Source organism: Flavobacterium shii (genome assembly GCF_025847235.1).
GTDB classification, from domain to species: domain Bacteria; phylum Bacteroidota; class Bacteroidia; order Flavobacteriales; family Flavobacteriaceae; genus Flavobacterium; species Flavobacterium shii.
In genome coordinates this window covers 324,981-338,909 of record NZ_JAOZEW010000003.1, presented here as the reverse complement: position 1 = coordinate 338,909, position 13,929 = coordinate 324,981, and the positions used below count along the sequence as shown (strand labels likewise).

Here is a 13,929-nt window from a genome sequence, read left to right as displayed (position 1 = left end):
TGATTTTTAAAACTTAGCTTAATTTCTCTTAATCTCTTAATGGTAAAAAAATGGTGAAAGCTAATCATTAAAAGGACGGACTTGTTTTATATATAAATCCCTACTTTGGTTTACGATCTTAAATTCCATGTCGATGGCGCTACTTGAGTTTTTCCAATAACGGGACATTTTACTTTCTATTTTCTTACTGACCAGATACAGGTTGTTGATTTCCTTTTTTGTTAACAATGGTTTATTGTCGTTTAAATTTGAATTAGAAGTAAAGTCAACATCAAAATCGACATCTTTGGATTCATCGAAAGTGAAATTATAAACTACAAATTGTTCGCAAACTTCGCCTTTTTCTGGTTTTACAACCGAATTTTCTCCTTTCTGGATATTTACTGTAATTCCCGGGAGACTTTCTCTAAAAATGTTCTTCGTAATTATAACGCCATTTGCCAATTCATCTGGAAACGAACGATGAACGAGAACTCCCATCGCAATATTTTGTTGGTCGATACCAAAGAGTTCACGCTCCCAATAGGAACTTTCGTTCCATACGCTTGCCCAAACTTGTTTAATTGCTTTTTCGAATGTTTTAATAGTATCGCCTAAAATCCCAGTTTTCGATTCGTATAAGCCAGCACCATTAAATCCAGCTATATCTTCGGCATTAGTAGAAGAACGGAATCTGAAATTCTTAAAATCGGTTTGTTTTCCTAATCTCTCATTTAGTTTAGATATCAATAACTTGTCGATTGGTTCTTTTTTTATTGCAGTTCGAATCTTTTTTAATTGATTGTTTACCCATTGCGCAGAATCTTTGTGCGGATAATCTAAAAGCTCTTTTATTAATGGTGAAATACTTTTGTTCTGAATGTGTTTTGTGTAATAATAAAATGGAATAGCATTGGCATTTTCAGGGGTTTTAAAAGGAGTTTCTTTTGCAATAGCAATTAAATACGCCAGATTTTGTGCTTTCGCGCCAATGTAAGTCACACCATTTTTTGGGATAGTAGATAAATCAATTAGTTCCGTAACCGAATTATCTACGACTAGTTTTTTCTTTTTAGTGATTGATTTTTCGGCAATTTTTTTGGTAGTTTCACTAATGTAAAAGGTATCTATTGCAATTTTTAATTCTACTTTTTTACCAACTAAACTTTTTATTTTGTTGTCGTTTAAAACATTGGTATAAGCCATAATCGGAATCTTTCTATTTTTGCCCAAAATGACCAAATGACTTAAGGGAGTTTGTAATTCATTTACAATAATACCTCTTACATTTGGTAAGATTTCTGGCGTTCCGTCTAGAATAATAATCTCGTCTTTGCTGGGTTTCGTCTTTTCTAAATCTTTAGTTCGATACATTTTTAGAATACCAATATTCTTTCCCGAAACAACTTCTTGGTATTTAAGTTCGTTAAAGATATAATCGGATTTTACACAAGGAATTTTAAACTTTCCTAACTCGTATAAGTCAATATTTTCTCGGTTATTGAGATAGAATTTTAGATTTTTCCTAATAAAACTAGTTTTGGTAATGAGGTCGTAAAATTGCTCAATCAGAGGGATTGGCATATGATCCGAAGCCGCCAATTCAAAAATCCATTTTTCAGTTCCTTTTATATGGTTAAGATTTCCAAGTAAATAGTTCCTATTTTTGTCGGTATTGCTATAATTATCACGGTTAAAGATTTCTAATTCTTTACTATAGCCCAAATAATCAACAACAAAATCATAATGGAGTTTAATTAATGTGCTATTGAAATAATATATCTTCTTGCTTTTAAGATCATAAATGATTTTAACCGATTCGATATTCGAGAATTTATCAGATAGCGTTTTTCCTCTAAATGCTTTGTATGCTTCATAATTTGGCAAATTTGAAACATAACTTTGAGCATAAAAAGTGGTAATTATTGCAAAGCAGAGAATGGTATAAATACACTTTTTCATAGCAATTAGTTTGAGTATTAAATGTAATAAAAAATTGCAATAGATTTTATGTACTTTGTTTTTAGGTTTAAGTTGCTTGAGGTATTTTTAAATTGAGTGTTTACTACTAACTGAAAATTTTATTATTTATAATAATTTCACTAAAATAGCAATCTATTCAAATAAGTTTTAAGTGTTTGTATCTTTTTTTTCGAAGTTTCCATATCCAAACCATGCTCTATCCCTATCAAGTGGTATTTCAGTTCCAAATCCTAATTCTTTCCTAACTAAATTGCGATAGCTATTTAAAAGATCTGTAGCAGGAGTTTTTTGTGCATTCTGGTCTTTTGGTCCAAACATAATTAATGAAAACATCTCTAAAATTTCGACATTTTCGCAAGTTAAAATTAGATTATTATGGCATTTTCTGGCATCTTCTGTTGATGCATACTGTTTTTTTATTTTTTGACCTTCAGAAGGAATTAAAATATGTGATAAGTTTGCATCCATTATGGTTAATGACAATAGTATTGCATCATATTTTAATTGTCTTTTTTGTTTTTCAACTTCTTGCTGATTTTGAATTTTTGCTTTTACATCTTCAATTTTTTGTGTAATGTTTGTAATGTCTTGTTTAGTGGCATAGTTTTTTCCTTTTTCCATTAAAAATTGTATAAGGGAAGTTGTGGTTAAACAGAATAATATAGCTAATAAAATATAAAACCAATAATATTCTGTTTCATTTTCAATTACTTTTCTTAATATTTTTTCAATTTCTTCAGGGGTCATATTTCTTTTTTTTGTTAATTTAAGGTGTTTATTTGTATATATAATCTATAATATGAATTATATAGTTTAAAAGTTAGTTCCTTTTATATTATAAAAATGATTTTATTGTAAGACTAATGTATAGCTTTTTTATTGCGAATTATGAAATAAATTTTAAAAATTTGATTGAATCAATAATTCTTTTATAAAGTGCTATATCTTCTAGATTCAAATTAAGAATAAACATACCAATAACTTTTATCTACCATTCGATTGCATAAACTAATAGAAACAATAGTTATTATCTGCAATTATGGGTTAACTTTGCAAAATAATTTTTTTTAGATTTCGAATATATGAAACGTGTTGTAGTAGGACTTTCCGGAGGTGTTGATTCTAGTGTTGCGGCTTACTTGTTGCAACAGCAAGGATATGAGGTTATTGGTCTTTTTATGAAGAATTGGCATGACGATTCGGTTACTATTTCTAACGAATGCCCTTGGTTAGAAGATAGTAATGATGCATTATTGGTAGCCGAGAAACTTGGGATTCCTTTTCAAACCGTTGATTTAAGCGAAGAATACAAAGAAAAAATCGTTGACTATATGTTCAACGAATATGAAAAAGGACGCACACCAAACCCTGATGTGTTGTGTAATCGTGAGATTAAATTTGATGTTTTCATGAAAATTGCATTAAGTCTAGGAGCCGATTATGTGGCTACAGGACACTATTGTCAAAAAACTGAAATCGAAGTAAATGGCGAAAAAGTATACCAACTTATTGCTGGAACTGATACAAATAAAGACCAATCTTATTTCTTATGTCAATTGTCACAAGAGCAATTGTCTAAATCGTTGTTTCCTATTGGAGGATTGACTAAACCAGAAGTGCGCGAAATTGCTGCCGAAATGGATTTGGTTACTGCCGAAAAGAAAGATTCGCAAGGATTATGTTTCATCGGAAAAGTACGTTTGCCAGAATTTTTACAACAAAAACTACAACCTAAAGATGGTTTAATTGTACAAATTGATAAAAACGACCCAATATATAATGCTGAAAAATCTGAAGATTTATCTTTTGAAAAAGAATTAGAACTTGAATCTCAAAAATTACCTTATACTCCAAAAATGGGTAAAGTAGTTGGAAAGCATCAAGGTGCTCATTATTTTACTATTGGTCAACGAAAAGGACTTAATGTAGGCGGAACAACCGATCCATTATTTATTATTGCAACCGACGTTGAAACGAATACTATTTATACGGGTTTAACGAGTCAGCACCCCGGTTTGTTCAAAAAAGCATTATTTATCGAAAAATCAGAAGTACACTGGATTCGTACCGATTTAGCTTTAAAAAATGGAGAACAAATGGAAGTTATGGCAAGAATTCGTTACCGTCAGCCTTTGCAAAAAGCAACCTTACACCAATTCGAGGGAGGAATGTATATTCATTTTGACGAGCCACAATCGGCTATAACCGAAGGACAATTTGCTGCTTGGTATTTAGGAAATGAATTAGTTGGTTCGGGAGTAATTTCTTAGATTAGTACTTTTTTATGGGAGGTTTAACCTTATCTAAAAAAGTAACTTATGAAAAAATATTACACATTTCTTTTTTTGTTCATTTCTTATGCGACTTTCGCACAAGAAGATGCATGGGTTTATTTTAATGCCAAACCCAATTCCCAAGCCTATTATGATAATCCTTTGTCCATGCTTTCACAAAGAGCATTGGATAGAAGGAGCAATCAGAATATTGCTTTAGATCTTAAAGATGTTCCTATTGAAACTACTTATGTTGCTCAGATAAAAGGGAGTACAGGGATAACGGTTATGGCGGAATCTAAGTGGTTGAATGCGCTCCATATTCGAGGGACACAAGCTAATATCAATACACTTAAATTATTATCCTTTGTGTCCAAAGTTGATTTTGCTAATAAATCACTAAATGGTACTGGCAAAAAAGCAGCTTCGGATAAGGTAAAAGCAACGGAGAATAAGCTTGAAACTACTGTGAACTATTCTTATGGTAATTCTGCAAATCAAATACAAATGCTAAACGGACAAATCCTGCATCAACAAGATTATACCGGTTCGGGGAAGATAATAGCTGTTCTGGATGGCGGTTTTCCGGGTGTTAATACAGCAAGTACTTTTCAGCGTTTAAGAGACAATAATAAAATTTTAGGAGGATATAATTTCGTATCAAGAAATCCAAATTTTTATACTGGAGTTTCTCATGGTACGCAAGTTTTATCGACAATGGGAGGGTATAAAGAAAATGCTTTGGTTGGGACTGCTCCCGATGCTTCCTATTATTTGTTTATTACAGAAGATGATACCTCCGAGAATCCTGTTGAAGAATCGCTTTGGGTTGAAGCTGCCGAAGAAGCAGATAGGCTAGGGGCAGATATTATTACTACTTCTTTGGGTTATTTTGGATATGATAATGCAAATTATAGCCATACGTATAGCGATATGAACGGTACAACTAATTTTATTTCCAGAGGTGCAGAAATTGCTTTTAGTAAAGGAATGATTGTAGTTGCATCTGCCGGAAATGAAGGGAATACAGTAGAGAAGCATATTGGCGCTCCTGCCGATGCAGTATCTGTAATTACGGTAGGTTCGGTGACTGCTAATAAAACGTTATCTTCTTTTAGTTCTATCGGACCAAGTTATGATGGGAGAATTAAACCGGATGTTATGGCTCAAGGAAGTGCAGCAGTAGTTTCGAGTGTTACTGGAAATATTGGTACAACAAATGGAACCTCTTTTTCATGCCCAATAATGGCAGGAGCTATAGCTTGTTTATGGCAGGCTTTCCCGAATAAAACCAACCAGGAGATTAGACAAATGGTTTTGAAATCGTCGGATCGTTATGCATCTCCTAATATTCAATATGGCTACGGAATTCCCAATTTTAGTTTGGCTTTAAATACTATTTTGAATGTAAGATCGATTAAAGATTCTGAATTTTTGGTGTATCCAAATCCAACTGATTCTAATCTTTTCTTTGCTTTTTCTGAAGATATTAATGAAGCGTTTGTAACGGTGTATTCTATACTTGGACAAAAAGTTGTTGAAAAACAAATTACGAATCAGGCCCCGTTTGTATCGTTACAAGAATTACGTTCGGGTGTGTATTTTTATACTTTAGATGCGAATGACCTGCACAAAACTGGTAAAATCATAAAACAATAATTGGCATTTTTACATGAATAAAATCACAACTCTTTTTAATATAAAATACCCAATCATTCAGGCAGGAATGATATGGAATAGTGGTTATAAGCTTGCTAGTGCAGTAAGTAATGCAGGCGGTTTGGGAATAATAGGTGCAGGCTCGATGTATCCGGAAATATTACGGGAACATATTCAAAAATGTAAGAAAGCAACATCAAAACCGTTTGGGGTGAACGTGCCAATGCTTTATCCTAATATCGATGAAATCATGAAGATTATTGTTGATGAAGGGGTGAAAATCGTTTTTACATCGGCAGGAAATCCTAAAACATGGACCTCTTTTTTAAAAGAAAAAGGGATTACAGTTGTACATGTGGTAAGTAGTACTATTTTTGCGCTAAAAGCACAAGAAGCGGGTGTTGATGCTATTGTTGCCGAAGGTTTTGAAGCTGGAGGGCATAATGGTCGTGATGAAACAACGACTTTTACATTAATTCCGATGGTACGCGAAAAAATTACAATTCCGCTTATTGCAGCGGGAGGGATTGCAACAGGAAAAGGAATGCTTGCAGCAATGGTTTTAGGTGCAGATGGAGTTCAGGTAGGTAGTCGTTTTGCGGCTTCGATAGAATCATCGGCACATGATAATTTTAAACAAACTATTGTAAATGTTAAAGAAGGTGATACGCAGTTGACGTTGAAAGAATTAGCTCCAGTGCGGTTAATCAAAAATAAATTTTATCAGGATATTCAGGCTTTGTATGAAAAGTGTCCAACGAAAGATGAGCTTATCGAACTTTTAGGAAGAGCAAGATCAAAACGTGGAATGTTTGAAGGAGATCTTGAAGAGGGAGAATTAGAAATTGGGCAAATAGCAGGACTTATTCATGATATTAAACCTGCTGCAGAAATTATTGATGAAATGATTTCGGATTTTGAAACAGCACGTAAGCAAACATTAAATTTAGATTTTTAGATAAATGAATCGCATAAAAATATATATAGTATTACTTTTTTTAGGACTTGGTTTGCAACAAACGTATAGTCAGAGTTACAAGTTTAGGACTTCTGGTTATAGTGTTTTAGAGAAAAATGAAAAAGGAAAATGGGGTAAATGGTCCGAATTGGAATTGGTTAACATTCCGGTTGTTCTAGATACAGATAAAAACCGAATTGTAGTTAATTCTCAAGAGATACAAGTGTTTCAAATCTCGGATTATATCGCAAGAGAAGAAAATGATACAGATATTGTTTATTCTTTTGTTTGCAAAGATTTAAATGGGAATGATGCTAAGTTGTCGATTATTACCAGAAAAATGCAGGATAACAGGAAGCAGTTGTATATAAATTACAATGACAGAATTATTGTGTATAATATTTTTAATATGTAATTATAAGATAGGTTTTGCGTGAGGGATGGTAGCGAATAGCCCACAGCCTGACGAAGGAAGTGCGAGGACTTGTAGCGAACAGCCCGACCCGAAGGGACACGCCCAAATTATGAAAGAACCACAAGATTCAAAATTAAATAAACAAACCCGACAGTTTTTAAAACTTGTCGGGTTTGTTTATTTATAGCCACAATTTATGAAAATATTTGTCCTTTTGAATCTGAAAAACTACTCAATATTCTTAATAAACTCATCATACTCCAGATAAAACATTTCGAGAGCATTCATTTTTTCGAAATAGAAATCAAAAATTTCATCCCAATAATTGCGATTGCTAAAGCCTACTCCAAGTTTTTCAACCCAAATACGGCTAATAGTTTTTCCGCTTTCCAGAGTGTATTCTTTTTCGAAAATTAGGTCTTTAATAAATTCTTCTTCCAGAATGTTTTTTAAAGCTTCTAGTTTTTCATAGTATGCATTTCGCTTTTCATCACTACGATGCTCGATGTCTATTAAGACTTGTGCTTTTTTATTATCGACATAAAATTTAAATGAAAAATCTTTTATTTTGGTATCATAAAGCACCCATTTTCGAGGATATTTTTCTGCGAAAGAGACCCAGAATTCTCGTTTTAGTTTTTGCGATTCTTCTTTACTATACATTTTTATTGGCTTAAGCTCTAGAAAACTTGTGAGACACTATTTTCTAAAGTATATTTATATATTATTTGAGACTACAAAAATAGACTTTGATTATGGATTTTCAAGACTTTTTGCATTTTGTTCCCAATTTTGCGCAAGCAAAACTTCCTGCCGTTGCTGCTCATTTAAAAATGGCACCTTTGGAAAGAGCTGATGCGTTAAGAAATCTAGATTTAAAGGCTAAGAGTCCTAGAATTGCTGCTGTCATGATGTTATTTTATCCAAAAAATGGAATAACACATTTGGTTTTAATTGTTCGTAATAGTTATAATGGAGTACATTCGTCGCAAATTGCATTTCCTGGTGGGAAATATGAAATTGAAGATGAAAATTATGAGCAAACGGCCTTACGGGAAACACATGAAGAAGTGGGGGTTTTACCTAAAAAAATAACTGTGCTTAAGGCTTTTACACCAATGTATATTCCGCCTAGTAATTTTATGGTACATCCTTTTCTAGGAGTTTGTAAGGAGGAAATTTACTTTTCTCCGGACCCCAGAGAAGTGGCGGATATTATAGAATTGCCGCTTTCGGTATTTTTGGATGATAATATCGTTATTGAAACTACTTTGTCGACTTCGTATGCAGCCAATATATCGGTTCCTGCTTTTAAAATCGAAAATCATATTGTTTGGGGAGCTACAGCTATGATACTAAGTGAATTAAAAGAGGTTTTAAAAGAGAGTTTTGTAATCTGAATCATTGATGATTCTGAATAAAACATATTATAGCTTTTGATATCTAGATAATTAGGTTGTGTGGGCTTGAGCTAATTTTCTAGTTATAACTACAAAAATAAATTTCGTAAGTTTGTCCTTCTAATTTTCAAAATAACATATAAATTTATGGGATTGTTTAAGAGAAATCCTTTTGGTCATATACTATTTATAAAAAAATGGTTAATTCGAATTTTTGGAGCAATTACGCACAGACGTTATCGTGGTTTTAATGAATTACAAATCGATGGCTCGGAAATTATAAGAAGTTTACCAGATACAAATGTTCTTTTTATATCCAATCATCAGACTTATTTTGCCGATGTAGTGGCTATGTTTCATGTCTTTAATGCAAGTTTGAGTGGAAGGGAGGATAACATTAAAAACGTAGGATACTTGTGGCAACCAAAGATGAATATTTACTACGTTGCTGCCAAAGAAACAATGAGAGCGGGTTTATTACCAAGAATTTTATCTTATGTTGGAGCTATAACAGTAGAACGTACCTGGCGTGCTAAAGGGGTTGATGTTACCGAAAAAAGAGAAGTAAACCCTAATGATACCGAAAATATTAGAATAGCACTTAAGGATGGTTGGGTAATTACGTTTCCGCAAGGGACAACTAAGTCATTTAAGCCAGTTCGTAAAGGTACAGCGCATATTATTAAGGAACACAGACCTATTGTTGTACCAATTGTGATTGATGGTTTCCGTCGTTCTTTTGACAAAAAAGGATTGCGAATGAAAAAGAAAGGTATTTTACAATCGTTTATTATCAAAGAACCACTTGTTATTGATTATGATAATGATACAATCGAAGAAATTGTTGAAAAAGTAGAATATGCAATTGAGCAGCATCCTTCATTCTTGAAAGTTATTCCATCTGAGGAGATAAAAGTTCAGGAAGAATTGAATAAATTGCGTAGATGGGATTATTAATCTTCTGGATAAAATGAATTTTTGTAAAAAGAGAGATGTAAAATATATTTTACATCTCTCTTTTTTATTTCAAGTATTACCTTTTTTTGAAAGGTAAATTGAGTAATAGAAACTATAAATTCATGATTTCATAGGTATATCTTTAAAAACCTCTGAACCTTTGTGACTTTGAACCTTATCCTTTCTACAAATCTATCTTTTTAAGTTCTTTATAATTAGCATATAATCTTCGGAGTAATGTGCCGTATAGTAATTTGTAAAAACACCAGAATAAACCTAGAAAAGCAAGTGTAACCAATACCAGAATACCTATAACCATCATCATTACGGTACCATTGGTAGCTATTTTTTCTTTAAGATAATTCATTTCCGGGCTGGAAAAAGCAATGAAAAAACTTATAACAGAGCTTATTACTGCCATCGTCAAGTTATACCAAACGTAGTATTGAACCGTTTTTCGGGTTTTTAAGATACTACTCATGAGTAATTTTGTTGATTTTGTAGTCGATATTGTAGTGTAGTTTTTATAGAAAAAATACACAAAAATTAATACCACTATATAATTAAAGTAAGTTAATACTTCAAGGTATAATATATATTCAGGATGCTTAATTTGTCTTAAAAAATCATCAGTACTAAATATGAAATTGGATACAGTCCAAAATAATATTTCTAAAATGCTTATAACCAAAATCCACTTCACAATCGAAGACGATTTTTTATGAATCATATTGTAAATCTCCACTTCTGATACTTGTTGAAAAGTACCCGCGGTTTTGTTCCAGTCTTTTTTTAATAAATCCAGTTCTTTCATAATTTTTTTTAAGGATTTAATATTTTTTTAAGTTTCCCTTTTATCCTATTCATTTTCACGCGTGCATTTACTTCACTAATACCCAAAGTTTCGGCAATCTCCTGGTAATCTTTATCTTCGAGATACATGAAAACCAATGCTTTTTCGATATCGTTTAATTGGTAAACGGCTTTATACATTAGCTTAATTTGTTCTTCTTCCTCATAGTTGTAATCAACTTCTTTTATAAAATGTTGGTGATTTTCAAATTCTACTGTTGCTATTGAGCGTTTAGTTTTTCGATATAAAGTAATAGCGGTATTTAACGCGACACGATAGGTCCAGGTAGAAAATTTGCTGTCGCCTCTAAATTTTGGATATGCTTTCCATAGCTGAATCGTAATTTCCTGAAACAAGTCTTTGTGTGCGTCTTGGTTAGCAGTATATAATCTACAAATCTTGTGGATTATATTCTGGTTTGCCTGCAATTGCACAACAAATGAATGTTCTAAATTATCGCTCATATTACATTAGTGTAGTTAATACCTTTTTTGTTACACCCTTTTTTAACTAAAAAGAGAATTTTTAGTTTATAGATCTTTTCCTTTGTAATAATTAACCATTAAATCAACAAACTTGCTATAACTTTCCATGCCGTCTTTTTGCTGATTGATTTTTAAGAAATTGTCATAAAAAATATGGAAACCTGTTTCTATAAAAGTTTCATATTGTTTCCAAAAATCCTGACTTTCTTTGTAGTTTTTTATAATTCCGGGATGTACTGTTTTTAGTAATTGCTTAAATGTCTTTTCATTTTTAGCTTGTATAATTCCCAAGCAATAGCGCAAAGCTAAACTATAACCGGAATATTGAAAATACAGATTGTCATTTTTTATGGAAGCCAAAAATCCTATAAAGTTGCATTCGTTTTCGCTGGCATATCCCATTTGGTGTGCCATTTCGTGATTTGTGGTCATTGGGAAACTATACATCGGCCCAAGACTATTTACTTGAGCTTCATTTGTAAATGGGTTTAAATAACCACCAAATCCCATATAAGTAAGAGGTAAGCTAAAAAGTGATTTTTTTATACTTGAATGAGAGTAGGTGAAATAAGGATATTCTGCAGCAAGATTGTTATATCCGTTTAAATTGATTTTAAAAACCTGTTCTTGCGAATAAGGAAACACAACTTTAAGGCTATCATTTTTTGTTAATTGTGATTGAATTGAGTTGGTTTTTATAATTAGTTTTTGGGTGAAAGCCAATAAATCGGCATCAGAATAATCTTTTTGAATTCCCATTTTTTCAAATAAAGGCTCTCGGTAATAATTAAACGCCCATAGAAAATGGAATAAAAAATAAAATACCGACAGGTAGCTTAAAGCAGTTAAGAGATTATCTTTCCATAATTGTTTCCATGATTTTCGTTTTATCCAAAGCCATCTTAAAAGCAATACGATCAATATAGAATAGACACAATCTCCAACAGAAAAAGGAATTCCACCGAGTATAATTCTTGAAAAGGAAGCAATTTTGGGATATAATCCGTTACTATAGTTTTTTTCAAGGAATTCTGGGAAAAATGGAATAATCTTTAAGATGATGATTTGTAGGAGTAAAAATAAAGGAAGAATGTATTTTCGTTTCACAGTGTAAATTTTGGATACGTAAATATAAATACAATATCAATTAGTAACGAAAAAGAATTTAAACTTTGTAACTTTGAAGTTGGAAAATGTTAAACTTCAAACAAAACATAATGAGTCAAGAAATAAGAAATTTAGAACCAAAAGCACTTTGGAATAAGTTTGCCGATTTAAACGCTGTACCTCGTCCGTCTAAAAAAGAAGAGCGTGTTATTGAGTTCATGAAAAACTTCGGTGCTAGTTTAGGATTAGAAACTTTTGAGGATGAAATTCGCAATGTAATTATCCGTAAACCTGCCACTCCGGGAATGGAAAATCGTAAAGCAATTGTTTTACAAGGACACTTGGATATGGTACATCAAAAAAACGCCGATACGGTTTTTGATTTTGATACACAAGGAATTGATATGTATGTTGATGGGGATTGGGTTCGTGCTCGCGGAACTACGCTTGGTGCAGATAATGGTCTTGGAGTTGCAACAATAATGGCAATTTTAGAAAGTAAAGATATTCCGCATCCTGCAATCGAAGCATTGTTTACAATCGACGAAGAAACAGGAATGACAGGAGCATTAAATTTAAAAGGGGGAATTCTTCAAGGTCAGATTTTATTAAATTTAGATACCGAAGAAGATGATGAAATTGATATTGGTTGTGCAGGAGGAATTGATGTAACTGCTACAAGGACTTATAATGAAGAAGATGTTCCGGAAGGTTCGGTTGGACATATTATTACTGTAAAAGGATTAAACGGAGGTCACTCAGGAATGGATATTCATAAAGGTTTGGGTAATGCTAATAAAATAATGAATCGTTTGTTGTTTGACGCTTTCGAAAATTTCGGATTACAAGTAGTTGAAATTAATGGAGGAAGTTTGCGTAATGCAATTCCGAGAGAAAGTGTTGCCAAAGTTATTATTTCAGAAATGTTTGATGAAGCTTATATCTTTGATATGCAGGAAATAATCAACGATATTAAAGCTGAATATAAGACGACTGAACCAAACCTTACAATAGAAATCGTAAAATGCGATTTGCCTAAAAAAGTAATGGATTTAGGTGTTCAGGAAGGTATTATTCGTGCAATTTATGCTGCTCATAATGGTGTTTATAGAATGAGTGCCGATATGGATGATTTAGTAGAGACATCAAACAATATTGCTCGTGTTATTGTAAAAGATGGCGAGATTTCGGTTGGGTGTTTAACACGTTCTTCTGTTGAAACGTCTAAATTTGATTTGGCTAATTCATTACGTTCTGCTTTTGAATTAGTAGGGTGTGAAGTAGAGCTTTCAGGAAGTTATCCGGGATGGACTCCAAATGTAAACTCTGAGATATTAGATGTTTTGGTTGGAATCTATGAAAAACAGAATAACGAAAAACCTAAAGTTGTAGCTTGTCACGCTGGTTTAGAGTGTGGGATTCTAGGAACAAATTATCCAGATATGGATATGATTTCTTTTGGTCCAACAATTCATGGAGCGCATTCGCCAGACGAAAGAGCAAGCATTTCATCTGCTAAAAAATATTGGAAATTTGTTTTAGAAATTCTAGCAAATATTCCTGTGAAGTAATAAGTTGACAGTCGCAGTTTTCGGTTTTCAGTTAAAAAACTGTACACTAAAAACTGCGACTGAATACTAAATATTAGTCTCTTTTAGGACTATTTTTCTTTTCTCTCTTTTCCTCTTTCTTTTCTTTTGCAGTTTTAAGAGGTTCTTTTTTTTGCGTTTTTTTTGCGTCTTGACTCTTTGCCATGATATTTAAGTTTAGTTAATTTCCTTTTTATGTAAGTAAATATAGTGACTATTTTTTAGATGATTATACATGCAAAGTGTAAAACCTTTTTTACTAAAATAATCT

At 32.4% G+C, this 13,929-nt stretch carries 13 protein-coding genes; 7 read left to right on the top strand and 6 right to left on the bottom strand.

All coding sequences use genetic code 11. The features are described from left to right. Nucleotides 1–60: 60 nt before the first annotated feature. Complete coding sequence (locus OIU83_RS05170; protein ID WP_264205199.1) at nucleotides 61–1,941, bottom strand: PEP/pyruvate-binding domain-containing protein; 1,881 nt, start codon at nucleotides 1,939–1,941, stop codon at nucleotides 61–63. Between the two features lie 168 nt (nucleotides 1,942–2,109). Next, nucleotides 2,110–2,709: a hypothetical protein gene (locus OIU83_RS05165; protein ID WP_264205198.1), complete on the bottom strand. Its 600-nt coding sequence runs from the start codon at nucleotides 2,707–2,709 to the stop codon at nucleotides 2,110–2,112. Nucleotides 2,710–3,044: 335 nt separating this feature from the next. On the opposite strand from OIU83_RS05165, the gene mnmA reads away from it, so the two are divergent. From mnmA to OIU83_RS05145, 4 genes are read left to right on the top strand one after another with little or no spacing between them, the layout of a single operon-like run. Then, a complete protein-coding gene (gene mnmA, locus OIU83_RS05160; protein WP_264205197.1) occupies nucleotides 3,045–4,232 on the top strand; it encodes a tRNA 2-thiouridine(34) synthase MnmA in 1,188 nt (395 codons plus the stop codon). Between the two features lie 48 nt (nucleotides 4,233–4,280). Then, nucleotides 4,281–5,894 carry a S8 family serine peptidase gene (locus OIU83_RS05155; protein ID WP_264205196.1) on the top strand — a complete coding sequence of 538 codons (1,614 nt, stop codon included), beginning with the start codon at nucleotides 4,281–4,283 and terminating at the stop codon, nucleotides 5,892–5,894. A 13-nt stretch (nucleotides 5,895–5,907) separates the two neighbouring features. After that, a complete protein-coding gene (locus OIU83_RS05150; protein WP_264205195.1) occupies nucleotides 5,908–6,852 on the top strand; it encodes an NAD(P)H-dependent flavin oxidoreductase in 945 nt (314 codons plus the stop codon). A 4-nt stretch (nucleotides 6,853–6,856) separates the two neighbouring features. Then, nucleotides 6,857–7,267, top strand: coding sequence for a hypothetical protein (locus OIU83_RS05145; RefSeq protein WP_264205194.1), 411 nt, complete (start codon nucleotides 6,857–6,859; stop codon nucleotides 7,265–7,267). Between the two features lie 228 nt (nucleotides 7,268–7,495). On the opposite strand, the gene OIU83_RS05140 is transcribed toward OIU83_RS05145, so the two are convergent. Then, a complete protein-coding gene (locus OIU83_RS05140; protein ID WP_264205193.1) occupies nucleotides 7,496–7,930 on the bottom strand; it encodes a DUF4268 domain-containing protein in 435 nt (144 codons plus the stop codon). 92 nt (nucleotides 7,931–8,022) lie between these two features. Here OIU83_RS05140 and OIU83_RS05135 point away from each other — a divergent pair, with 92 nt between their 5' ends. Further along, complete coding sequence (locus OIU83_RS05135) at nucleotides 8,023–8,667, top strand: NUDIX hydrolase (RefSeq protein ID WP_264205192.1); 645 nt, start codon at nucleotides 8,023–8,025, stop codon at nucleotides 8,665–8,667. 147 nt (nucleotides 8,668–8,814) lie between these two features. After that, nucleotides 8,815–9,624: a lysophospholipid acyltransferase family protein gene (locus OIU83_RS05130; RefSeq protein ID WP_264205191.1), complete on the top strand. Its 810-nt coding sequence runs from the start codon at nucleotides 8,815–8,817 to the stop codon at nucleotides 9,622–9,624. A gap of 184 nt (nucleotides 9,625–9,808) precedes the next feature. On the opposite strand, the gene OIU83_RS05125 is transcribed toward OIU83_RS05130, so the two are convergent. The 3 genes from OIU83_RS05125 to OIU83_RS05115 all read right to left on the bottom strand — a co-directional run bounded on the left by OIU83_RS05125 (nucleotide 9,809) and on the right by OIU83_RS05115 (nucleotide 12,069). Further along, on the bottom strand, nucleotides 9,809–10,438 hold the full coding sequence (locus OIU83_RS05125; RefSeq protein WP_264205190.1) for a hypothetical protein: 630 nt from the start codon (nucleotides 10,436–10,438) through the stop codon (nucleotides 9,809–9,811). An 8-nt stretch (nucleotides 10,439–10,446) separates the two neighbouring features. Beyond that, nucleotides 10,447–10,941, bottom strand: a complete 495-nt coding sequence (locus OIU83_RS05120; RefSeq protein WP_035623144.1) for an RNA polymerase sigma factor — start codon at nucleotides 10,939–10,941, stop codon at nucleotides 10,447–10,449. Nucleotides 10,942–11,007: 66 nt separating this feature from the next. After that, entirely contained in the window at nucleotides 11,008–12,069 is a 1,062-nt protein-coding gene (locus OIU83_RS05115; protein ID WP_264205189.1) for a DUF3810 domain-containing protein, read from the bottom strand. A 110-nt stretch (nucleotides 12,070–12,179) separates the two neighbouring features. Between OIU83_RS05115 and OIU83_RS05110 the strand changes: the two genes are divergently transcribed. Further along, complete coding sequence (locus tag OIU83_RS05110) at nucleotides 12,180–13,640, top strand: aminoacyl-histidine dipeptidase (RefSeq protein ID WP_264205188.1); 1,461 nt, start codon at nucleotides 12,180–12,182, stop codon at nucleotides 13,638–13,640. Nucleotides 13,641–13,929: the final 289 nt, after the last annotated feature.